Below are 23,834 nucleotides of genomic sequence, written 5' to 3'. Positions count from 1 at the left end.
CGAACGTCTGTTCTAGAATAACACAACGGGGCCGAGATGCTTAGTTGAAGTGTCGGGGTTGGAAGCGAATCCTATCCCATAGTTAGTTCTGCGAGAAAAAGGGGAACTGCCTCGGATCCACCGGCGGATGCGGCATCGGCGTGCCCTGGGGTCCACCCTGCGGGCCACCCTGGCCGCCCATCATCTTATCGATGGCGTCCTGGACCTCGCCCTCAAACTTCTTCATACCCTCGTGCAGGCGGCGCTGACCGTCCTCAGAGCGCAGCTCCTCCATCTGTTCGGGCGAGATACCCAGTAGCTCACCCAGCACGCCCATCATCTCGTTTCGCATGCGCTCGCTCGTATCCTCGTCAGCAAAACGGCGCACCTCGGCGCGCGCCAGCGAATCGACCGTCATACGCTCCTTGCCGTTAAGCCCCAGGTCGGACCACGCGAGCATGTACGGCCAGGAGCGCTCGGCAAACGAACGGGACGAAACGATCGGCGCCGTCGGCAACATACGGCGGGCAGCCTCACCCTGTCGAACGAGCATCAGCAGCAGCGAGCAGGCCTCAGGCTTGCCAGCGGCCATCGGGATGTCGTCGAAAGGACGATTGCGGTCCACGTGCGACTCGAGCGTGCCATCGACCTCGCCCGGCTCAAGCCCGCCGAGCAGCTGCGCCGCGCGGTCGAGCATGTCAACCGGACCATTGAGCGTCGAAAGCGCCTGCGCCAGCACGCGCTCCATGCAATCTTCCACCGCGTTGAGCGTCACGAGCTCCTGCGGCACCACGGCAGACGTACGGTTGCGCACGCGCGCCACAAACTCGAGCGTCGACAGGTACACATCGCCAAAGGGCGCGTAATCGCCCTGGTAGCCGCCGCACAAAGCGGGTGCTGCCAGCGCGTACTCGGTTTTGGACAGCGGGCTCAGCGCCATCGCGCCCAGCTCGAGCGCCGTATCCTCCAGCATCAGGCCAAGCGTGCGCGAGCGCAGGCGCTCGGCGTCTCCCGCCGACACGTCGCGGTCGAGCACACGCGCGGCATCCGGCGCATCGCGCTCAACCGTGCGAATATGCAGACGCTCGGCAATGGCGCGAACGGCGGCACAGCGAGCTGCCTCGGCCTCCTCCTGCGCAGGCGTAAAGATGCGGTTGCGCCCCAGCACCAGGCCGATCACATTGCGCGGACCCAGGGCGTCGACGGCAAGCGCCGCCAGCAGGGACGACGGCAGGTCGCCCTCGAGCGCCACCACGGCGCGCGACGTGCCGTGGGCGCGGGCGTTGTCGCGCACGGCGAGCACTAGTGCCTGCCACAGCCACTCCTCGGAACGGAACTCGGGCAGCTCATGGTCCTCCAGAGCATCGAGCATCACGCCGCGCTGAATCTCCTGGACCAGCAGGCTCTCCTCAAAGCACGGTGCTTGGGCCACCACGCGGCCGCAGTCATCGAGCACAAACGACCCGCCGGTATACACCGACTCGTCGTACGCGCCGACCGGCGCCATACAGGCAAACCACACGCTGCGCTTGGATGCAATCTTGCGGTAAGCGCCACTGCGCACGGCTGCAATGGCAGCGGTCTCGCGGTTGGTCATATCGAATGCGTTGAACTGGAAATAAGCAATGAGGTCGACGCCGGTCGGCAGCATCTCGAGCTCGCGATCCAGGTCGAAAATCACCGCGATGCGCACGCCGTCCACGTCGAACACCGGCGGCGCCCAGCGCGCATCGTTGTTCTCGCCACGCTGCAGGGCAATGCTCGCGCGGGCGGGCACCACGCGGCTGTCCTTGAGCATCATGTAGTCGAGCAGCGGCTGGCCCTCAAACGAAACCGCCGCGGGCACGATGCAGATCATATCGAGCTCCTGGATGCGCTCGGCAACGCCGGTCAGACCGGCAAGCATATCGTGCTCAAAGTCGGCAGCGCCCACCAGGCCACCGGGCAGGGCGCCCATAAAGAGCGGAGCCGGCACGCACAGCACACGCGCACCGCGCTCGTGGGCCAGGCGCGCCTGATCCTCGATGCGGCCGCAGATACCCTCAATATCACCCAGGCGCATATCGATCTGTGCAAGTGCGAGCTTCATGGCTCAGCCCTTTCCATCGTAAACCGTCGTCATCGTAGTAAAAGCGCCGGCCGCAAGATGCAGTCGGCGCTTGCATGTACATATGCCAGCTATGATACCCCGAGCGGGGGCGCGCTCCTAGAACGTCGCGGACCACAGCCCGTGCAGGTTGCAATAGGCATAGACGGTACCGGTCTTGGAACCGCCGGCAAAAAACGTCGCGGGCTTCATGCCGGGCTGGAGGTAGTGGACCTCCAGACGACCCTCGGCTTCAAGTGCAATCCACTCGATGTAGTGCTCGGGCAGGCTGGGGTGCTCGACCGAGCCCACGCGCGCACGGATCACGTGGCCGTCGCGCTCGCTCTCGACGACGGGCACGTGCTTCTCGTGTGCCGCGTCCTCGGTGTTTGCGGTCAGCTCCGTGCAGCCGGCAGGGGTTGCGACATCGTCGCCCAGGGCGGCGATGAGCTTGCCTTCGGGGTCCTTAAAGAATTTCGCCATGATGTTCTCCTTTGCTGATGTGCCAATGTTCTCGATGGTTCTTATGCCCAAAGGCAAACGAACCATCCACGGCATGGCAAATGAACACATAACGAGCGAGGCAAGCGCCCGGAGTCAGGGCGCGCCAGCAACCTGGAGCCGTCTCGGCAGTCCCGATCGCCACCTGCGCAGCCTAGCGCCCGTCGCCTCCCAGCAGCGCCAGAACGTCCTCGCGCGTAAACAGCGCCGAGGAGATACCGTCACCGCCGAGTACGCTGTTGACCAGATCGCGCTTGGATTCCTGCATCTGCATAATGCGTTCCTCGATCGTGTCTTTGGCGATGAGTTTGTACACGGTCACGGTGTGCTGCTGGCCAATACGATGCGCGCGGTCGGTCGCCTGGTCTTGCGCCGCCACGTTCCACCACGGGTCGTAGTGGATGACCACGTCGGCGGCCGTCAGGTTCAGGCCGACGCCGCCCGCCTTGAGCGAGATCAAAAAGACCGGCACCTCGCCCGCTTGGAACTGCACGACCATCTTGGCGCGGCTTTCCTTGGACGATGCGCCCGTGAGCTTAAGAAAGCCGATGTCCTCCTTGGCCAGGCGCTTGCCGATGATATCGAGCATGCCCGTAAACTGGCTGAACAGCAGAATGTGGTGCCCGCCGTCGAGCGCACCATGCACGAGCTCCATGCAAGCGTCGAGCTTGGCACTCCCCGCCTTGTAGCCCTCGTAGTGCAGATGCGGGTCGCAGCAGATCTGGCGCAGCTTGGTGAGCTCGGCGAGCACCTTGAGCTTGTCCTTCTTAAACTCATTGGCCTCGCGATGCTGCACCTGCTGGGCGATGCGGTCCTGGTTGGCCAGATAGAGTTTGCGCTGCTCACCGGTGAGCTGCGCCATGACGGTGTCCTCGATCTTCTCGGGCAGGTCGGCCACCACGTCTTCTTTGACGCGGCGCAGCACAAACGGCGACACGAGTGCCTGCAGGCGAGCGGCACTGTCGCCCTCGGCATGCTCGACGGGGCTCTCAAAGCGCTTGGCAAACGACTCGCGCGTGCCCAAAAGGCCCGGCATCAAAAAGTCGAAGATGCTCCAGAGCTCGGACAGGCGGTTTTCGATAGGCGTGCCCGTCAGGGCAAAGCGCACACCAGCGGGCAGGCGCTTGGCGGCGCGCGCCACCTGCGTGAGCGGGTTTTTAATGTACTGGGCCTCATCGAGTACCACGCGGGCAAAGTCCTGCTCGGCATATTCGTCGATATCGCGACGCATGAGATCATACGAGGTCACGACCACGTTATGCTCGGCGGCGCCGGCGATCTGCACGCGGCGTTGCGCCTTGGCACCCACGATGGCGCACACGTCGAGCGAAGGCGCAAAGCGCTCCAGCTCGGCAGTCCAGTTGTACACGAGCGACGCGGGGCACACCACGAGCGTAGGCTTGGCATCCCCCGCCTCCACGCGCGCCAGGATATGCGCGATCATCTGCAGCGTTTTGCCCAGGCCCATATCGTCGGCCAAGATGCCGCCAAGGCCCAGGTACTCGAGCGAGCCGAGCCACTGGTAGCCATCGACTTGGTAGCCACGAAGCGTGGCCTTGAGCGAGGCCGGCACCGTAAAGTCCATCTTGCCGAGCGTGTCCAGGCGCTCGACGGTGCGACGGAATGCGGCATCGCGATCGGCCTCGAGCGCGGGCGTGCGCGCGAGCATGCTATCGACAAACAGGGTGCTCGATGCGGGAAGCGACACGCCGTCGAGCAGGTCGACGGCATCGACGCCCAGGTCCTCGGCAAGGCCAAACGCAGCGCGGGCGCCCTCGTCCAGGCGCACGATGTCGCCGGATGTCAGGCGCGCAAACGTCTGATGGCGCTTGTACGAGTCGAGATAGATGGCAAGGTCTGCCGCCGAAAGCCCGCTCGCGCCCAGCTCGACGTCGAGCAGGTTGCTCTTGACGGTCGCGCGCACCGAAAGCTTGGGCGCGGGACGCACCGAGATCTGGCACAGGCGATCGCTGAGCATGACCTCGCCCAGCTCGGACAAGGCAGCAAGACCCTCGGTGAGCAGGCAGAACAGGCTCTCGTCGTCGCGCTCCTCAAACGCCAAGCCGCCCTCGAGGAAATCGAAGTACATGGCGGCCGTATCCATAACGCGAAACTCCGCCACCACGTCACGAGGCGGCACGCCGGGGCGCTGGTCTTCGAAGGGACTTCCCGGAGCGCCCAAGCTAAAGAGGTCTGCCGACCAATCGCCGTAGGCAACCGTGATCTTGCAGGTCACAAGTCCGTCGTCGACGCCGATTGCCATGACAAAACTCGGCTCGGGCGCCACGGTGTCGAGCACGGCGGGAGCGGTGAGGTCGGTGTATTCGCGCAGCACGGGCAGCGCCATGCGGCAGAACTCGCCCACCTGTTCGGCAGCGATATGGACCGGCGTGCGGCAGGGCAGCAGGCGCGACAGAAACGGTGCGGCATGCTGGGCAAACGCCGCATCGGCGCGGCGCGCGCGGTGCGTGTCGACCAGATAGGCGACGTCGCCCGAGGCAAAACAGTACGCATCGGCGGGCAGGCGCAAGTCGTAGCTGCCACCGGCCGCCGGCGCGATCTTGGCGGCAAGGAGCGGCGGACGTTTTGCCGAGGCCCCGTCCTCCCCTTCCGGCGTCGACTCAACCGCCACCTCGTAGGAACGATGCGTCGTCGTCCCCCGCGACCAGGCGGGCTCAAAGGAAATGGTCCGGCCACGCAGCAAGTCCAGCATGTATACGATGTCATGCTCGGACAGCGGCAGTTGGCGCTCGGCGACAAAGCCGCTGCGCGCAAAGTCGTACGACGCCGAGCGCGACCTCGTGATGTCATAAAGATAGGCAACCGTCGTCGCAACAAGGTCGAGCAGCCGTCCCGACACCTCATCAAAGGCCTCGGGCGTATGGGGGAACGTGAGCTTCTTGCCGTACGAGAACGTGCCGCCGCGCACGTAGGCGTCGGCCATGCCGTCGATGTCCTTGACCACGTAGGACACCGAGCCGCAGCGGATACGGAGCTCGAGCGCCCAGCTAAAGCGGTCGGCAAACAGCGGATTGTAGTATGGCACCAACGAGGGCTCCAACACCGCCTTGGGGGCATCGGGGTCGACGGCGGAGGCGAGCTTGCGGCGCATGCCCGCCAGCTCATCCATGCGCGCGTCCGAAAGATCGGAGAGCGCCTTCATGAGGCTCGGGCTCGTGGGAACTGGCGCCGGGAAAGGGAAGTTAGGGTTGACCGCCGGCGCAGCGGACGCGGGGCGCGCGGGCTGCTTGGGCGCCGCTGTAAACGTGCGGACCGGCGTGCGCAGGCCCTCGACGGGCTCGGTGCCGCTTGCGTCCAGATACGCAAGCGCCGTGGCGATGGCGTGCTTGCACATGCCAGGGTAGCGGTACGCGGCGGGGCAATCGCAGTCGTAGTCGATAACCTCGTGCTCGTCCACATCGAGTTCCACATGCGTCTTGTACAGGTCGCCGCGCGAGCCGCGCACCGAGCCCTCAACCGTCACGTTTTTGGAGAAGCGCGAGCCGCTGTCCTCGATCGACAGCACGGCGCCGTTGAGCATGAGCGAACGCCCCTTCATAAAGGTGCCGCTCAACGCCGCCTCTTTGCGAAGCGCCTGCACAAACGTCCCCTGCGCCATCACTTCCTCCAATCTCACCCGGGGTAGCTTAGATCACCGTCACGCGGCCCTGGTTACCCACAATGGCCTTGGCCTCGGCCAGCAGCGGAATCGAACGCGCGTTGACCTTGGCAGGTACCTCGGCACGCAGCACGCGCCCGTCCACCTGCTCGATAAAGATCTCCACGCGGTCGCCGCCCGGGTTAGCGGTGAGCACCGTGGCCAGGCGCGCCATATTGCCCTGGCTAAAGCGGCTGTTAGGCACCATGACCTCAAACACCTTGGGCTTGTTGTTCTCCTCGTTGAGCTCGAGCGGCACGATCTCCTGCGCGATGATCTGGTCGCCGCGGTCCGAGCGCTCGAGCTTGCCCTTAATGCGCACAAAGGCATCGGACAGCTGCGCGCCGGTCTCGGGATCGACCTCGCCGTACAGGTACCCCTCGGCCTCTTTATAGGTCTTGGGGAACACGACGACGGTGGCCTCGCCTTCCATGTCCTCGAGCTGCACGATGCCCATGGGGTCACCGTTTTTGGTCACGCGCTTGGACACGCTCGAGACCATGCCGGCCCACCACAGCGCCTTGCCCTCGGGAATCTCCTGGTTGATGGTGCCGCCCGTAGGATTCTGAACTTCGTAGCCGGTATCGATCTGCGAGAACGAGAAGTCGCGCGCCTTGGCTAGTGCATACTCAAACGGGCGCAGCGGGTGGTCCGAGACATAGATGCCCAGAACCTCCTTCTCCTGGCTCAGCTTAAGGTGGCGGTCCCACTCCTGGCCGTCCGGATCGGGCACGCTCACCTCAAAGCCCGAGCCCTCAACGTCGCCAAACATGTCGAAGAACGACGTCTGGCCGCTCGCACGATCCTTCTGGCGCTTCACCGCGGCATCGATGATGTTCTCGGGGTTGTTCTTGTCCACAAAGTGCATCATCTGGCGACGCGGATACCCCGTGGAGTCGAAGGCGCCTGCCTTGATCAGCGATTCGATTACGCGGCGGTTGGCCTGGCTCGAGTCCACGCGCTCGACAAAGTCGTGCAGCGTCTTAAACGGGCCGCCCGCCTCGCGCTCGGCGATAATCGCCTGCGCCACGCCGGTGCCCACGCCGCGGATGCCGGCCAGACCAAAACGCACGCCCTCCTTGGTAGCCGTGAACTCGGTACCGGACTCGTTGACATCTGGCGAAAGCACGGGGATGCCGTCGTGACGGCATGCCGAGACGTAGTGCACGATCTTGTCGGTCTTGCCCGTATAGGACGTCAGAACGGCCGCCATGTACTCGTGCGGATAGTGTGCCTTGAGCCACGCCGTCTGCATAACCAGGATGGCGTAGCCGGCGGAGTGCGACTTGTTGAAGGCGTAGGACGCGAACTCGAGGACATCGTCCCAAATCTTCTGGGCGACCTCGCGCGTGTAGTTGTTCTTGATGGCGCCGTTCATCCAGTGGTCGTAGGTGGTCTCGTCCGAGCCGTCCTCCCAGTGGAGCACCGTCGACGTGAGCAGCTTGATCTTCTTCTTAGCCACGGGCTTACGGATACGCGAGTCCGATTCGCCCTTGGAAAAGCCGCACATCTCGACGGAGATGAGCATAACCTGCTCCTGGTAGACCATGGTGCCGTAGGTTTCGCCCAGGATGTCGTCCAGACGGTCGTCGTAGGAGACGGCCGGCTCCTTGCCGTTCATACGGTTGATGTAGGACGAGACCATGCCGGCGCCCAACGGGCCCGGGCGGTACAGGGCGATCAATGCCACGACGTGCTTGTACTCGGTGGGCTTCATGTTCTTGATCGTGGCCGTCATGCCGGCGGACTCGACCTGGAAGACGCCGGCGGTGTGGCCGGAACCCATGAGCTTAAAGATCTCGGGGTCGTCAAAGGGAATCTCTTCCTCTTTGATGTCGATGCCGAAGTTCTTTTTGATGTTGGCCTTTGCCTTGGAGATAACCGTCAGCGTACGCAGGCCCAGGAAGTCCATCTTGAGCAGGCCCATGTCGGCGACGGTATGGCCCTCGTACTGGGTAATCTCGACGCCGCCCTTGGTGTCGAGCTTGGTCGGTACGTGCTCGTTGACGGGGTCACGGCAGATCAGGACGGCGCACGCGTGCACGCCCTCGCCACGAGTGAGGCCCTCGATAGAGAGCGCCGTGTCGATGATGCGGCGGGCGTCGTCGTCCTTTTTATAGGCCTCGGCAAAGTCGGGGTTAAACAGATCCTCTTTGCCGGGTTGCTTGTCGAGCACCTGCTTGAGTTTGACCTTGGGGTCGCTCGAGACCATCTTGGACAGGCGCTGGCCCATGTAGACCGGGTAGTCCAGGACGCGCGCGGCGTCGTTGATGGCTTGCTTGGCCTTGATGGTCGAGTAGGTGATGACGTGGGTGACTTTCTCGGGGCCGTAGAGCTGACGAACGTGCTCAACGACCTCGAGGCGCCGCTCATCGTCGAAGTCCATATCGATATCGGGCATCTCGGTACGCTGCGGGGACAGGAACCTCTCGAACATCAGGCCGTTCTCGAGCGGGTCGAACGCGGTGATGTTCATGGCGTAGGCGACGATAGCGCCGGCGGCCGAGCCACGGCCGGGGCCGACGCCGATGCCGTTGTCCTTGGCCCATTGCACGTACTCGGCAACGATCAAGAAGTAGGCGGCAAAGCCCTTGTCGCAGATGACCTTGTATTCGTACTCAAAGCGCTCTTTGATGTTGACACCGCCGATCTCGCGCGTGGCCCAGTCGTCGCCGTAGTGCTGGCGCAGGCCCTTCTCGCACTCGCGGCGGAACTGGCTCTCGTGCGTCTCGCCGGGATCGAGCAACGGGAAGCGCGGCAGGATGATGGAGTCCCAGTCCAACTCCACATAGCACTTGTCGGCGATCTCGAGCGTGTTGTCGCAGGCCTCGGGACAATACGGGAACATCGCCCGCATCTCCTCCTCGGTCTTCATGTAGAACTCCGAGCCGGTCATGCGCATGCGGTTGGGGTCGTCGACCTTGGCGTTCATGCCAATGCACATGATGACGTCCTGCACGGGCGCATCCTCGCGGCGCAGGTAGTGGAAGTCGTTGGTGGCGATGACCTTGACGCCCACCTGCTTGGCGATGTCGATGAGCGTGCGGTCCATCTGCTCGTCAGTCAGGCCGTTGTCGGTGGTGATGCCGTGTTCCTGGATCTCGATGTAGAAGTCACCGGGCTCGAAGGTATCACGGAAGGTCTCGGCCCACTTGATGGCGCCTTCCATGTCGCCGCGGTCGATGTATTTGGGGATGATGCCCGCGATACAGGCGCTGGTGCAGATCATGCCCTTGGCATGGCGGCGCAGGTTGTCGAGCGTCACACGCGGCTTGTAGTAAAAGCCCTGCACGGCGGCCTCGGAAACCGTCTGCATCAGGTTGACGTAGCCCTCCTGGTCCTTGGCCAGGAGGATCATGTGGTAGAGCTCGGGCTTGTGGTCGCGGGCGAGTGTCTCGTCCGGCGTAAAGTAGACCTCGCAGCCAAAGATGGGTTTGATGACCAGGGGCGGCTTGAGCTCGTCGATGTTGCCCTTCTCGTCCCACATGGCCATGTCTTTGACGTACTGGGCATGCTCGCGCGGGTTTGCCTCGGGGTCGGGCTCCACCAGCTCGTCGCGGCGGTCCTTTTCCAAGAAGGCCTTGTCGTGGCTCCACGTTTTGTACTCGGGCGTGTTGTGGTTGACGGCGTCGCAGGCCAGCGCCAGGTCGGGTACGCCATACATGTAGCCGTGGTCGGTAATGGCCACAGCGGGCATGCCCAGCTCAACGGCACGGTTGACCATATCCTGGATACGGGTTGCGCCGTCGAGCATGGAGAAGACAGTGTGATTGTGCAGATGGACGAATGCCATGTGATGAGCTCCGATGCGGGTTCGTGTTCTGACTGAACGATTTTACCGCACGGCACGGACAGCACCCGAACCTAGCCAAACCCACACGGCTCCTATTGAGTTGCGGTGAAATAGTTCCTGTTTGCCCCGCCTGAGCAGCAATTCAGGAACTATTCCACCGCAACTTCCAAGGGACCCGAGCGACCCTCCTACCGTTGCGGTGAAATACGGACTGATTGGCGGCTTTTCTGGTCAAAACAGTCCGTATTCCACCGCAAGTTATTGAGGTTAGAGGTTGTAGGTGACTACTTGGGGCTCGGCGAGCTCGGCGAAGACAGCTGGGGCCGTCTGTTCCACGCGAACGAACTTGACCGTCACGGCCTCAAAGCCCGCCTTGTGCAGAACATCCGAATAGACGCGCGCTTGCAGGGCGTGTTTCTCTAGCAACTGATCCGGCGTCTCGTCCGGCGTGCCACCCGTCTTGTAGTCGATGACCAGCGCACGCGACGGATTAGCAGGATCGGTCGCCAGCGCATCGATAGCGCCCTCGGCATACGCACCGTAGCGGGCAATGTCCTCGTCCTCGCAGCCCAGCGAGAAGAACGGCACCTCGGCACGAACGCACGGCCAGGCAAGCAGCTCGGCGCGAACCGATGACCTGAGCCAGCGATTCAGGGCGACATCGAAACGCTCGCGTTGCTCCGGCGTCAGATGCCACAGGCGCGTCAGTGCATCGGCGCGCTCGGCAGGCAATTCGTCGGCGCCCATCTCAATCAGCCACTGGCAGGCGGCATGGAACGCCGAGCCCAGCGCCATGGGGTTGCCGGCGGGCTCAGCGGCGGCCACGTCCGCGTCCGTCATCTCCGAGCCATCCGACTCCGCATCATCGCCGGCCTCGTCCATGGGCACGCGCGCCTCGGCGGCACGGTCCTCGGCCTCGGCATGCAGCGCTGCGGCAATCGACGAATAGCTGTACGAATCGCGCGCTGGATACGGGCAGGTACCCATACGCACACCCACCGCCTGGGGATACACGAGCTCAAACGCATCGGGCTCGGGGTCGGCAGGACTGGGAACGGCGACGCGAGTACCCGCATCAACAACCTCTGCCTCCGCATCACCGCGGACAAGCCTTCCCTCGGCATCCAGCGAAGCGTTAGCCTCAAACGTCTGCTCGTCAAAGGTAAAGTTTGCCAGCGAGATAAGCTCGTAGTCCCCCGGCTGGGAATTGTCGAACACCAAGTGGTCGGCATCGAGCTGCGGCATACCCAAGCCCTGGCCAGGCAGGATGCGGCGCAGCACGTCATAGGTCAGGTCGGACTCGACGTCGAAAGACGGCGCCGGCACCTTACCGCGGCTCACGGCGACGTCCATCGCCAGAATCACCAGCTCGCGCGCACGCGTCATGGCGACGTAGAGCAAGCGGGCCCGCTCCTCGAGCGAAAGTTGCAGGTCATCGTTGCGCAGGCGAACAAATGCCTCGGCGGGAGAACCCGTCGCACAGACGTCGTCCATAAGTTCCGGCGAAAGCCACGGCGACGTACCCTTGCCCTTAAATGCGTGCTCAAACTGCTTTTTGACGTCGTCACCCTTGACGAACGTGCCGTCCGCGAGTTTAACGCCATCGAAGCGTGCCGGCAGCGCCACAACCTGCGCGCCGCCCTCGACACGCCCCATCTGGGCAGCTCCGGTCGACTTGCGTACGCCAAAGCACTCGGAAACCGCCACGACCGGATATTCCAGACCCTTGGACGCATGCACCGTCATGATGCGCACCGCGCCGTTGCCCTCCTCGTTGAGCGCGCCCGGCGCTTCCTTACCCGCCAAGAAACGATCGAAGGCGAGTGCAATGGAGCGCGGCGAGTTGCCGAACTCGGCCTCTGCCTCTGCCACGGCATCGAGCGCCTTGAGCACGTTGGCGGCGATGGCCTTGCCCTCGGGGCCACGCTGCGCCAGGCGCACAAACCAGCCCGAGGCGTTGACCACATCGCGAGCGATAACGGCAAACGAATCGCGGCCTACGCGGCGGAACGCATAGCGCAGCACTTCGCGAGCGCGCGTCACCAGTGGCAGATTCTGCAGGCCGGGCACGTCGCAGTCGCTCATAATACCCGCATCGATATTGCGGCGCGAGGTCTCCCCCGTCTGCTCGTCGAGCTTGGTCGCCAGCGCCAGAAACTCCTGGGCGCCCAGGGCAAACATCGGTGAGGCCAGCAGGGGCATAAGGCCCTGCGCCGTGTCCGCCGGGTTGGCAAGCGCGCACACCAGGGCGCGAATCGCCTGCACCTCGGCAGCCTGGGCAAAGACCGAGCCGCCCGCGATGACGCAGTCGAGTCCCTGGTCACGGAACGCTTGGGCATAGACGTCGGCATTGGTCATGCGGCCCAGCAGCAACACCATATCGCCCTGAGGCTGCCCCGCCTTGACGAGCGCATGGAACCGCTCCGCAATTGCATGAGCTTTCGCCTGCGTTCGCTCCTGTGTACTGCCGCCGACAACGAGCAGCGCCTGCCGACGCGACGCCTCTGCCTCGAGCTTGTCTTCGCGCTCATCGCTCGGCTCAAGATCCAAAAAGCCCTGCATAAGGCCACCGGTATCGCCGTCAAAGACACGCGCCACGTAGCGCAGGACCTCGTCGTGGCTGCGGAAATTGCGCACGAGTTTGACGAGCTCGCCGGCGGGAGCATCAGCGGCAGTACCAGCGTCGGCCGATGCCTCGGCCGCGCCCGAAGCGCCCACCTTGCGCTCCTGGCGGCGGAAGACCTCGACCTCGGCACCACGGAAGCGATAGATCGACTGCTGCGCGTCGCCCACCGTGCACAGCGCACGCTCGCCCGCACCCGTCAGGTAGCGAATCAGATCGACCTGCATCTGGTCGGTGTCCTGGAACTCATCGATCATGACCATCTTAAAGCGGCCCTCGTAGGCGGCTCGGATGGCGGGATAATCGCGCAGCGCCTCGTATGCCATGCGCAGCAGATCGTTATTATCGAGCGCGGACTGGTCGGCCTTGAGCGCGCGATACTCCGCCTCTACGGCACGGGCGAGCCCCGTCAGCGCATCGAGCGCCGGGTCGCCGCAAGCCAGCACAATGTTGACAAACGTGTCGGCAGCCTCTGCCTTGAGCAGCTCGACATTCTCCTTAGGGAACATCTTGCTCGCGCGCGGCATGCCGCACGACATCATGAGCCGCGCCACATCCGCCATGGTCTTGTCGCTCGCCTCGAACGCGTCGATGGCCTCGAGCGCCACCTGCGCCTTCTCGGTCGCGGCCTTGCTCGCGCCGAGCGCCGCACGATAGGCATCGGCAAGTGCCGAGGTATCGGAGCAGCCGCGAAGCACGCACACGTCGTCCATACCACCCGGTAGCTGGCTGGACAGCTCCAGCAGGTCGCGCACCAAGCCCTTGATGGTGGTGCCGCCACCAAAGGGACCGCCCTCGCCTGCCATGGGATACCAGGCATAGAGACTTCTAAGCGAGGCGGCAAGCTCGGGGGCGGCATCGGGCGCCGTCGCACGGCCCAGCACATGCTCGACAGCCTGATCCATGAGCTCATCGGTATCGGTGAGCACCGTAAATTCGGGGTCGATGCCCAGCTCCAGCGCATGCGCGCGCAGGATACGCGAACACATGCCGTGGATGGTCGAAATCCAGGCATCGTCAACCGTCAGGGCTTCCTCGTCCATGCCCTCTTCGATAAGCGCACGGCGCACGCGGTCGCGGATCTCGGCCGCGGCGTCCTTGGTAAAGGTAATGGCGAGCACCTGGTCCAGATGCTCAATGAACGGACCGGATTCGGGCGAGAGCGCGTAGACGATACGGCGCGTGAGGGTAAAGGTCTTACCCGAACCGGCGCCCGCCGAGACAAACAGCGGGCGGTCGAGCGTTTTGACGACTTGCAGCTGTTGCGGCATCAAAGTCGAAAGATCCATGGTCTACACGTCCCTCCTTACAAACGTTCCTTCGTGGTTATACGAACAGCGCGCGTGCGCTGCCTGCGGCGATGTCGGATCGACGGCAGCCACGACGCCCGCCTCGAGCTCGCGCAGGCGCTCGGCAATTCCGGCCTCCACGCGGTCGAGCAGGGTGTCGAAGTCCATGTTGCCGCCCTCGCCCGGGAAGCCTTTCTTAAGGCCCGGAATACGACCGTCGCCGCGCTCCTCCTCGAGCAGCTCGTCACTCGCGGCGCCGCGCAGCGCCGGCTTGCCGCCCTTGGTCGAAAAGTAGAGCGCGGCGCGCGTGTTCAAGTCCAGCGCCCGCCGCATGGCCTGCGCGTAGATGAGCGTCTGGGTATGCGGCGGCAGCCAACGCGGGTCGTCGGCGGGCACCGCGCCCGTCTTCTCATCGAACACCGTGGGGTCGGCGAGCTTATATTCCTCGACGCCCGAACGATGCTTGTAGTCGATCACCACGGCGCGGTTCTCGGCATCCACGTCCACGCGGTCGATGCGCCCGCCGAGCGGCCAGCCGGCATACTCGACCTTAAGCTCGTTAAACGCAAACTCCAGATAGCGCGGGACAAAGGGCGCAAGCGCCTCGGACTCATAGGCGAGCACGTCCTCCAGCTGCGGCAAGATCTCGGCCACCTGGCGTTCCTCCACCGGTGAGAGCGGCACCAGCGGGCCCTCGGTACCGCGCTTGCCGGCGTGCTCGGCCAGAGTCTCGTCGAAGACCTCGCGCAGCAGCTCCTGTGCGCGCGGCAGGTTCATGGGCGTCACGCGTTCCATGCCCTCCTGGGGCAGACGAGCATGCAGGTGCTCCAGCACGTCATGGACAAAGTTGCCCTTCTCCATGTTGCCAAAGCCTGCATCGATAGACTGGGGTTTTACGCGATAGGACACAAACCAGCACAGCGGGCAGGTGGAATATGCCTCGATTTGCGAGGCGGACGTTAAACGCGGCACGAGCGGCGCATCCTCGCCCTCACCATCGCGGCGGCGCAAAACCAGATACGGCACGGCCTCGGCGCTCAGATGCTGAGGGGCTTCGCATGCGACCCGCTTGCGCTCGAGCCCTTCGCCGGCGGCGGGGTCGAAGTCCCTCACGATATCGCCCTCGCCCACGCACGTCGCCTTGGCGGCGGTGACCTTGTCGGCGTCAGCGGCCTTGTCAGCGCCAGCGGCCTTGGCGTCGTCAGCGGCCTTGGCGCGCGCCCGCAACTCGGTCCACACGGCCGCCGGGTAGCACTCGCGCGCCTGGCGATCGTGGGTCACGCGGGCGAGCGTAACCGGACCACGCGACGCTTGCATCGCACGGCCAAAACGCACGCGCAGCAGGGCCGCGGGCTCAAGCGTCACGCCGCCGCGACCCAACTCTTCCGTCAACGTGGCCAACGGGCCCTCCTCATGCGAAAGCGGATAACTGTCCAGGTCGACATCGGCAAACAGCACGGCATCGTAGCTGGCGGGGCGCAGCGCCGCCGCATCGGCAAGCGACGCGAATCGCACCTGGGCGCGCGGAGTGCGGTCGACCTCGTAGGTCTCGTAATCGTAAGCGGTACTGCGCTTGTCCACCTTGGTGCGGACGCCATCGAGCACGGGTACGGTCGCCGCCTGCGACACATCGAGCGCGCGGGCGTCGTTCATAAGGATGTCGATGGCATGGCGCAGCAGGGCCGTCTCGGCCTGGCGACGGGCCCGGCCGTCAAGGCCGCCCAGGGCGCGATCGGGCAGCGCCTCGGCAACCGCGAGCATGGCCTTGAGCGCCGTCACGGGCTTGTCACGCCATAGCGCCTGGAACACATCCGAGACCACGCACGGCACGTTCTTAAACCAGTTCTGGTCGCTGGCCGCCTTGCGCGCACCCCTCACTTGGCCCTGCACGCTCTGTAGCAGACTCTTGACGCCCGCAGTGGTCTTGCTGCGCGACAGGCGCATGTTCTTATCGAAGGTTCGCGCGCTGGCGGCGTCGGCGCCCGAAAGTGGGCTATAAATCCAGTCGGTAAGCTCCGGGGCGGGCCACCACTCGGTCTTGGAGGCGGTGCCCTCGTCAGCAGCCTTCATGCGCTCGATCAGGTTGGCAAGCGCCGTGAACTGCCTGCCCGCGATGGATTGGGAAAACGCCGTGAACTCGGTTGTCTCGGCCGCGATGTGGCGCGCCGCCAAACGAGCGGCAAGCTCGCCGAACAACTGGGGTGCCCGGGCGGACACCACGAGCACGCGCGCAGGATCGGCCGGTGCCGCAGCGCCGTCGCGCGGTGCGGCACCCTCGCGCGCCTTTACCAACTTATCAATAGCATTCGCATAGGCATAGGCGCGGGCATGGGGACCGGCAACCTCTATAAAGGCAGGCTGAGCGGCGGGCTTAGAGGCAGCAGCGTCCTCCCCCAGCGGCGCAATCTCAAACAGTACGCCGCGGGCATCAAAGGCCGCAGCAAGTTCCTCGCGCATTGCCGCCTGCTCGCGGGCGAGCAGCACGACGACCTCTCCCCCGCCATTCGCCACGGCAGACAGCAGCTCAAGCAGGCCGTGCGCAAACGACGTGACGCCACGCACAAACACAGCGCGGACGCAGGTTGGCAGATTGTCGGCTAAGGCACCGGCCATCATGTCGGCCGCCTCGCAGGGTTCGACCATATCTCGGCGGTCCAAGCCACTCGCATAGGCGCGCAAAAGCTCGAACACGCGGGCCTCGGCATCGCTTTTGGGCTCGGGCTGGCAGGCGTTGCCACAGTGGCGTTCGGCACCTGTCCCCGCCACGCCCGGAAGCACATCGCGAGCCATGCGTGCGAGCATGCGCACCGTGCCCTGGCTACGAGAAAGCGGCTGCAGATCGGCATCGTCGCGACGGGCAACCATATCCGAGAACAGCATCTGACGCTGCAGGTTGTCGACGAAGCTGCGGCCGTCGCCCATCAGCTCCCACAGCGAACGGAGCCACGACGAGGGAGTCTTGTAGTCAACGCCCAGCGAGGCGCCGGCCACCGCCGCATCGTGACGGCACAGGTCGAGCTCGGCAAACGTAGGCGCCAGCAATACGGCGCGCCCATGTCGGGCAACAAGGTCGGCAAGAATCGCCGCCTCGGCATCGCTCAGGTCCGCGCCGGCATTGGTGGTATAGATTCGAACAGGCATGGTCCTCCACTCAAACCGTTCGCAATATTCAATGTATCCATCCTACCCGCCCACGCGGACAACATGGCACCACACCAACATCTTTTGGTGCATCGGGGTCAGGTTTGTTTGCACCACATTAGTGCAAGATAACCTGACCCCCTTGCACCAAAAAACCGCCCCCGAAGGGACGGTTCTGTGCAATTCGTTTTTGCCGTTGGCCTACTCGCCATCCTCCAGCTTGATGAGGATCTTGCGATAGCCGCCGTACTCGCCGTTGAGCGCCTTGGACACGCGGCTCACCGTGGTGGACGAAGCACCGGTGCGGGCCTGAACCTCAACATAGGGCTCGCCCTCATCCAGATAACGCGCGACCTGCAGGCGCTGAGAAAGATCGCAGATCTCGCGCGGCGTGCAGATATCGGTCAAAAACGCTTGAATATCCTTCTCGTCGTCCAAAAGACTAAATGCGTGGACCAGCTGCTTGACATCAGGCTTGTCAAACATGTTCTCGATATTCATCGATCACCGCCAAACCTGCCAAAAGGCATCGAAGTTGATACTGACATCGGGCATCGTTCGCCCGTTCTATGCAATAAAACAATGCATGGGGCATTTGCCCGTAGCAGTGTAGCACACCACTAAACTAAAGCGATAAGACTCTCTGTCAGCGGCGCGTTTTTCAGGACGAACGCCGTTTTGAAACTAAATGCGCACGTAAGCTCCACGAATATTTGCGACAATGGGCGTCCAAACAAAGCGACACACTGTCTGCGCAGAAAGGGATCACACCATGCGCTTTATGCTTAACTGGCTCTTCACCTCGATCGCCATTGCGATCGCCACGTTTCTCGTCCCCGGCATCCAACCCTTCGGTTTTGCCGAAGCCTGGGTCTGCTTTGCCTTTGTAGGGCTGTTCCTGAACATTGTCGACTCGCTCGTCAAGCCGTTCCTCACGGTTATCTCGCTGCCGCTCACCATTATTACGCTCGGCATTTTCCAGCTTGTGGTCAACAGCTTTATGCTCGAGCTCGCCAGCTACCTGTCGGTTAATCTCCTAGGCGCCGGCATTTCTATCGCCAGCTTTGGCTCGGCCTTTATGGGCAGCATCCTGGTATCCATCATGCGCAGCATCCTCGACGGCGTCGCCAACGATTAGTCCAATAGACATAAAGCGCGGGCCAACCCACCACAGGTCGGCCCGCGCCATCACATTCTGTTAGAGCCCTAGATCACGTAGTCGTAGCCCTCGTTGTGAGTGACAAGTTGATCAAGCGTCACGCCGTCGAGGTAGTCGTTGATGAGCTTGTCCAGGTTCTTCCACACGTCGAGCGTGGGACACTCATCCGAGCGCGAGCAGCCCTTGCAGTCGCCGTCCAGACATGCAACCGGCGCCAGGCTGCCCTCGGTTAGGCGCAGGATCTCGCCCACCGTATACTGCTCGGGTGGACGCGTGAGCACGTAGCCGCCGCCCTTGCCGCGCATGCCCGAGAGCATATTGGCGCGCACGAGCGTCGCCAGAATATTCTCGAGATACTTCTCCGAAATACCCTGACGTGCCGCAATCTCTTTAAGCGGGATACGGCCGGCCGCCTGGTGCTCGGCCAGGTCGACCATAACGCGCAGGGCGTACCTGCCCTTAGTAGAAACCAACATATATAGTGCTGCCTTTCGGTCTTTTAGTCCTAGAAATTCTAGCCGAAAAATTGACTTTGAAAATACCCGTTCCAGTCAAGGTGGTTCATCGACTCGTAATAATTCACAATTTCCTATTGCATTACTAGGCTTTACTGTCTACTATGCTTCCCAACAGCTATACGAACAACCTATTAGGTTTGTGGGTTTGACTGTTCGACACACCGTAAACTCACACGGTATCCAGCAACTTGAACACTTTGGAGGTTCACCATGAGCAAGGTTTACACGTCCATCGATCAGCTTATCGGCCACACTCCGCTTCTGGAGCTCACCCACTTTGAGGCCGACGAGGACCTCAAGGCCCGCGTGCTCGTCAAGCTCGAGTACTTCAACCCCGCCGGCTCCGTTAAGGACCGCGTCGCCAAGAACATGATCGACGAGGCCGAGAAGGCCGGCAAGCTCGTGCGCGGCGGCGACTACACCATCATCGAGCCCACGAGCGGCAACACCGGCGTCGGTATCGCCTCCGTGGCGGCCGCCCGCGGCTACAAGGTGATCATCACCATGCCCGAGACTATGTCCGTCGAGCGCCGCAAGCTGATGCAGGCGTATGGTGCGCAGCTCGTTCTCACCGACGGCTCTAAGGGCATGAAGGGTGCCATCGCCAAGGCCGAGGAGCTGCAGAAGGAGACCCCCAACAGCATCATCGCCGGTCAGTTTGTGAACCCCGCGAACCCGGCCATTCACAAGGCCACGACCGGCCCCGAGATCTGGGACGACACCGACGGTAAGGTCGACATCTTCGTTGCCGGCGTTGGCACCGGCGGTACCGTGACCGGCGTGGGTGAGTTCCTCAAGGAGCAGAACCCCGAGATCAAGGTCGTCGCCGTCGAGCCCGCCACCTCCCCGGTACTCTCCAAGGGTCAGGCCGGCCCGCACAAGATCCAGGGCATCGGCGCCGGCTTTGTGCCCGACGTCCTCGACACCCAGGTCTATGACGAGATCATCCCCGTCGAGAACGAGGACGCCTTTGCCACCGGTCGCGCCGTGGGCAACAAGGAGGGCGTGCTCGTGGGCATTTCGTCCGGCGCCGCCGTGTGGGCCGCGCTGCAGCTGGCCAAGCGCCCCGAGAACGAGGGCAAGACCATCGTGGCGCTGCTGGCCGACACCGGCGAGCGCTACCTGTCCACGGCACTCTTCCAGGACTAGTTCCTGCTGTTGAACGGATGAGTTCAAGGCACGCCGGTCTCCCCTCTCTTCTGGCGGCCTGAGCCCATCTCGTTAGGGTGTCCCACGAAGCACCCGAACTTGCTACAATGTCTGCGGCGCGGAACCAGCCTCCCGCGCCGCTTTTCTTTTTTGGCCGCATGCCACCAAGGAGAACCTCCCCATGCACAACAAGCGCGTGCTCGTCGCCATGAGCGGCGGCGTCGATTCCAGCGTGACCGCGTACCTGCTCAAAAGCCAGGGCTACGAATGCGTTGGCGCCACCATGCGCCTCACTTGCCCCGCGCCCGATCCCGTCACAGGCATGAGCAAGGTCGACCGCGACATCGCCGATGCAAAGGCCGTCGCCGAGCGCCTGGGGATACCCCACCATGTGCTCGACCTGCAGCAGACCTTCGACCGCAACGTTATCGAGCGATTTGTGACTGCCTATCAGGAGGGGTTGACGCCCAACCCATGCATCATCTGCAACCGCCATATTAAGTTTGGCGCGTTGCTCGATGCGGCACTCGATATGGGCTGCGACTACATCGCCACAGGTCACTACGCCAAAACGAGTCAGGCGTCCGACGGCACCTGGCAGCTGCACCGCGGCGAGGACCCTAAGAAGGACCAGAGTTACTTTTTGTATTCGCTCACGCAAGAGCGTCTGGCACGCACGATCTTTCCGCTGGCAGGCTTGGACAAAGAGCGCGACGTGCGCCGCATTGCCGCCGAACAGGGCTTCATAAACGCCAAGAAGGCCGAGAGCGAGGATATCTGCTTTATCGCGGACGGCGACTACGCGGGCTATATCGAGCGCCGCTGCGGACATGCCGCTGCACCGGGCGACATTGTGTGGCGCGACGGCAGCGTGGTCGGACGCCATAACGGCGCGCTGCGCTATACCATCGGCCAGCGCAAGGGCTTGGGCGTCGCGATGGCGCATCCCGTGTACGTAACGGGCGTCGATGCCACCAACAACACCGTGCATCTGGGCGAGGCCGAGGACCTGACAGCCACAGCGCTCACGGCCGATGAGTGGATCTGGAGCGCCCCTGCCGCCGGCATGGAGGCAGAGCTCGATGCCGGCGGCATTCACGTGGGCGCCAAATACCGCTACCGTCAAAAGGACCAGGCAGCAACCCTTACACGTGGCGCCGACGGACAAATGCTGCTGACCTTTGACGAGCCGCAACGAGCCATCGCCCCCGGCCAGGCCGTCGTTATATACCGCGGCGACATCGTCCTGGGCGGCGGCACCGTGACCGGCGCACTTAAGTAGCCGCGGGTTTATCGCTGCACGTGTCGAAGTACCTCAACAGCGGCACCAACCTCGATTATGCGACGCTCGAGGCCACGGCGGATGGCCTCGAGTCGACCCTCCGCCGTGGCCCATTCGCTCTGCGAAAGAATCTCGATCGCCTCATCAACAAATCCGTTGAGCCGCGATGAATCGAACCAATCGAGCGAGTCCGCAAGCGCCAGCTGGACGGAAGGGTCGGGCCCAAACGGCTTAGCAGCAAACCCAAACTCGCCAGCCGCGAGCAAGACAGTTGGCACGTTATACCACAGACAGTTACCGCTATCGAACAGCGGTGCAGGCCTTATCTCCAGGGTATCGACATTGCGGATGATACCGAAGTTTCGCCAATGGCGATCGCTGTTGGCCAAAAGGGCATCGCAAACGATCATCTGCGACATAGACCTTCTCACAGCGGCCTCGTCTGCTCCATGCTTACCAAGAAAGCGGCAGTACCGGTCGTACGTCGAGCTTCCTCGCTGGCCACCAAGGGCGTTCTTAGCGTAAACAGCCGGAACGTATTCCTCGCGGCCGTCAAGAAAATCCTCGCACAGGCACGCAGGGCCATCGAACATCCGCTCAACCGTATAAGGAACAAACTCGCCCTCCGACAGCAAGCGACGATGCAGAGCCGTTGCAACCGCCTCGTTAAAGGGCCGTTGGTCGTCCATGCCGCATCCCTTGACCAGAACGCGAACACCGTTGCGAATCATCCACGATTTAGGGAGCTCGCCCTCGGACGTGTTATCAGGATTTTTAAGACCGATGCCTTCCAGCCAACCCGAACGCTCTTCGGGCGCCGATCGCTCAAATTCGTTCTCAAAGTAATTGATGTTTTGCCATTTGAGTTCGGCGCAATCGGCCGGGCGCAGCCAATAGCAATCCGAAAGCGAGAGGCCCAGGCACCGAACCGGAACCTCGATGCCACTGGCAATTCCCAGTTCACGATAGCGCGAGACGAGTCCGGGGCGGACGTCAGGCACCGACCGATGGTTCCACCACACGTTGAGCTCCCGCTTATTCACCGTTGGAGAAGAGCTCGAGCACGTGCCAAACGGCATTCGTTGCGCATCGAGGACCTCGGCGATTTCGAAGGGAAACTCGCGCGTCGGATCAAATGAGACATGCGCGACCTCATGGTCGGCCGACATCAGCGTAAACTTGCGTCCAACATCGGCCGCAGGACGGCGTCCTCGCTTGCGGACCTTTTGGTAGGCGATCGCAGAATTGTACTCGACCAACTTCCGGCCGCCCACAATATCGCACACAAGCGTTCCCGATGCGGCAAGTTGAGATATGCGGGCTTTCGTAACGCCCAACAGGCGGGCAGCATCACCCATAGACAAGTACTCAGATGTATTCATATGCCGCATCACCTCGTTAAGTAATTTACGCGTTTAGTTAATAGATTACTTACATCATAATACTAAACGACCTAAAGCGAAAAAAGGCCCGAGAGATCGGGCCTTAGCGATTGGTCAGCCGAGTCGCAAACTACTTCCCTAGCGCTGGACGTAGGCGCGGACGAGCTCGTAGGTGTTGCGCACGCCGTCCATGTGGCTGCGCTCGTAGTTGTGGCTCGCGTACACGCCGGGGCCGATCAGGCCGTGGCGAATGTCGTAGCCGGCCGAAAGCGTGGCCTCGACATCGGAGCCGTAATGCGGGTACACGTCGATCGCATAGTCGAGCTCCAGCTCGCGCGCGATGTTGGACAGCGTGGTTACCAGGTCGTAGTTGTACGGACCGCCCGAATCCTTGGCGCAAATCGAAACCATGCGCTCGGTGCAGCCCAGATCGTCGCCCACGCAGCCCATGTCCACGCTGATCATCTCGCGCGTGTCGGCCGGCACAAAGGCGCCGCCGTGGCCGACCTCCTCGTACACGGTAAAGAGCAGCGAAACCTTGCGCGAAAGCGTCACCTCGCCGGCAGCGACGGCACGCGCCAGACCCAGCAGAATCGCCGCAGACAGTTTGTCATCCAGGAAGCGGCTCTTGATGTAGCCGCTCTCCGTCACCGTGGTGCGCGGATCCATGGCAATGATGTCACCGGTCTGAATACCCAACTCGAGCACATCGTCCTTGCTGTCGACATTCTCATCGAGCAAGATCTCCATGTTCTTCTCAATGGTCTTGACCGGCTCATCGGCCACATGCGCCGAGGGCTCGGTGTTGAGGACCACTCCCGTATAAACATTACCGTCACGCGTGTAGACAGTGCAGTTCTCGCCATCAGCCGTAGACCACTGATGCCCGCCAAGGGTCGTGGGGCGCAGACGACCATTGTCCTTAATGGAACGCACCATGGCGCCCAGGGTATCAACATGGCTCGCCAACACAAGCGGCTCACCCTCGCCACCAAGCTCCACCAGCACATTACCCTTATTAGAACGCTCAGGCCCAAACCCCATATCGCGAAGCGTCTCCATCAGATAATCGGTCGCCGCACGAGTAAACCCCGTAGGAGAAGCAATCGAGGTAAGCGCCTTCAACTGGTCAGTTATATAAGAGAGCGTAGAATCCATCTGGGACACCAAAGTCACCCTTTCATATCGAATTAAACCCACTGCAACAATACCACCGCGAACTATCTTTTTACCTAGCGAGATGACCCATCGAGCTCCCCAGAACAGTGCCCGCC

General features: G+C 62.8%; 12 protein-coding genes and 1 pseudogene. 3 read left to right on the top strand and 10 right to left on the bottom strand.

What is annotated here, in order from left to right:
* Positions 1-82: 82 nt before the first annotated feature.
* The 7 genes from I2G43_RS07220 to I2G43_RS07190 all read right to left on the bottom strand — a co-directional run bounded on the left by I2G43_RS07220 (position 83) and on the right by I2G43_RS07190 (position 17,571).
* Positions 83-2,068: a hypothetical protein gene (locus tag I2G43_RS07220; protein ID WP_195535636.1), complete on the bottom strand. Its 1,986-nt coding sequence runs from the start codon at positions 2,066-2,068 to the stop codon at positions 83-85.
* A gap of 117 nt (positions 2,069-2,185) precedes the next feature.
* Positions 2,186-2,548, bottom strand: a complete 363-nt coding sequence (locus I2G43_RS07215; RefSeq protein ID WP_195535635.1) for a desulfoferrodoxin family protein — start codon at positions 2,546-2,548, stop codon at positions 2,186-2,188.
* Positions 2,549-2,720: 172 nt separating this feature from the next.
* Positions 2,721-6,185: an SNF2-related protein gene (locus I2G43_RS07210; protein WP_195535634.1), complete on the bottom strand. Its 3,465-nt coding sequence runs from the start codon at positions 6,183-6,185 to the stop codon at positions 2,721-2,723.
* A gap of 28 nt (positions 6,186-6,213) precedes the next feature.
* Positions 6,214-10,017, bottom strand: a complete 3,804-nt coding sequence (gene dnaE / locus I2G43_RS07205) for a DNA polymerase III subunit alpha (RefSeq protein WP_195520733.1) — start codon at positions 10,015-10,017, stop codon at positions 6,214-6,216.
* Between the two features lie 267 nt (positions 10,018-10,284).
* Positions 10,285-13,929 carry a UvrD-helicase domain-containing protein gene (locus I2G43_RS07200; RefSeq protein WP_195535633.1) on the bottom strand — a complete coding sequence of 1,215 codons (3,645 nt, stop codon included), beginning with the start codon at positions 13,927-13,929 and terminating at the stop codon, positions 10,285-10,287.
* A 3-nt stretch (positions 13,930-13,932) separates the two neighbouring features.
* Positions 13,933-17,070 (bottom strand): PD-(D/E)XK nuclease family protein, encoded by a 3,138-nt coding sequence (locus tag I2G43_RS07195; protein ID WP_195535632.1) that lies wholly within the window; start codon positions 17,068-17,070, stop codon positions 13,933-13,935.
* 201 nt (positions 17,071-17,271) lie between these two features.
* Positions 17,272-17,571 carry a YerC/YecD family TrpR-related protein gene (locus I2G43_RS07190; RefSeq protein WP_022094855.1) on the bottom strand — a complete coding sequence of 100 codons (300 nt, stop codon included), beginning with the start codon at positions 17,569-17,571 and terminating at the stop codon, positions 17,272-17,274.
* 271 nt (positions 17,572-17,842) lie between these two features.
* Here I2G43_RS07190 and I2G43_RS07185 point away from each other — a divergent pair, with 271 nt between their 5' ends.
* On the top strand, positions 17,843-18,208 hold the full coding sequence (locus I2G43_RS07185) for a phage holin family protein (protein ID WP_117746372.1): 366 nt from the start codon (positions 17,843-17,845) through the stop codon (positions 18,206-18,208).
* Positions 18,209-18,276: 68 nt separating this feature from the next.
* Here I2G43_RS07185 and I2G43_RS07180 read toward each other — a convergent pair whose 3' ends face one another.
* A complete protein-coding gene (locus I2G43_RS07180) occupies positions 18,277-18,705 on the bottom strand; it encodes an RrF2 family transcriptional regulator (protein ID WP_195535631.1) in 429 nt (142 codons plus the stop codon).
* 252 nt (positions 18,706-18,957) lie between these two features.
* Between I2G43_RS07180 and cysK the strand changes: the two genes are divergently transcribed.
* Both cysK and mnmA read left to right on the top strand, forming a co-directional pair.
* A complete protein-coding gene (gene cysK / locus I2G43_RS07175) occupies positions 18,958-19,896 on the top strand; it encodes a cysteine synthase A (protein WP_195535630.1) in 939 nt (312 codons plus the stop codon).
* Between the two features lie 178 nt (positions 19,897-20,074).
* A pseudogene (gene mnmA / locus I2G43_RS07170) lies at positions 20,075-21,178 on the top strand (tRNA 2-thiouridine(34) synthase MnmA); the annotation flags it as partial.
* Between the two features lie 8 nt (positions 21,179-21,186).
* On the opposite strand, the gene I2G43_RS07165 reads toward mnmA, so the two are convergent.
* Positions 21,187-22,560: a DNA-binding protein gene (locus I2G43_RS07165; RefSeq protein WP_195535628.1), complete on the bottom strand. Its 1,374-nt coding sequence runs from the start codon at positions 22,558-22,560 to the stop codon at positions 21,187-21,189.
* Between the two features lie 138 nt (positions 22,561-22,698).
* Entirely contained in the window at positions 22,699-23,718 is a 1,020-nt protein-coding gene (locus tag I2G43_RS07160) for a M42 family metallopeptidase (RefSeq protein WP_195535660.1), read from the bottom strand.
* Positions 23,719-23,834: the final 116 nt, after the last annotated feature.

Origin of the sequence: Collinsella aerofaciens, assembly GCF_015557435.1 — a bacterium.
In the GTDB taxonomy this organism is placed as follows: domain Bacteria; phylum Actinomycetota; class Coriobacteriia; order Coriobacteriales; family Coriobacteriaceae; genus Collinsella; species Collinsella aerofaciens_Z.
Note: the sequence above shows the minus strand (reverse complement) of the source record. Positions and strands in the feature narration are given on the sequence as shown.

Coding starts and splice junctions, on each gene's coding strand:
- I2G43_RS07220 (WP_195535636.1), bottom strand. CDS start 2,068: ATGAAGCTCGCACTTGCACAGATCGATATGCGCCTGGGTGATATTGAG.
- I2G43_RS07215 (WP_195535635.1), bottom strand. CDS start 2,548: ATGGCGAAATTCTTTAAGGACCCCGAAGGCAAGCTCATCGCCGCCCTG.
- I2G43_RS07210 (WP_195535634.1), bottom strand. CDS start 6,185: ATGGCGCAGGGGACGTTTGTGCAGGCGCTTCGCAAAGAGGCGGCGTTG.
- dnaE (WP_195520733.1), bottom strand. CDS start 10,017: ATGGCATTCGTCCATCTGCACAATCACACTGTCTTCTCCATGCTCGAC.
- I2G43_RS07200 (WP_195535633.1), bottom strand. CDS start 13,929: ATGGATCTTTCGACTTTGATGCCGCAACAGCTGCAAGTCGTCAAAACG.
- I2G43_RS07195 (WP_195535632.1), bottom strand. CDS start 17,070: ATGCCTGTTCGAATCTATACCACCAATGCCGGCGCGGACCTGAGCGAT.
- I2G43_RS07190 (WP_022094855.1), bottom strand. CDS start 17,571: ATGAATATCGAGAACATGTTTGACAAGCCTGATGTCAAGCAGCTGGTC.
- I2G43_RS07185 (WP_117746372.1), top strand. CDS start 17,843: ATGCGCTTTATGCTTAACTGGCTCTTCACCTCGATCGCCATTGCGATC.
- I2G43_RS07180 (WP_195535631.1), bottom strand. CDS start 18,705: ATGTTGGTTTCTACTAAGGGCAGGTACGCCCTGCGCGTTATGGTCGAC.
- cysK (WP_195535630.1), top strand. CDS start 18,958: ATGAGCAAGGTTTACACGTCCATCGATCAGCTTATCGGCCACACTCCG.
- I2G43_RS07165 (WP_195535628.1), bottom strand. CDS start 22,560: ATGAATACATCTGAGTACTTGTCTATGGGTGATGCTGCCCGCCTGTTG.
- I2G43_RS07160 (WP_195535660.1), bottom strand. CDS start 23,718: ATGGATTCTACGCTCTCTTATATAACTGACCAGTTGAAGGCGCTTACC.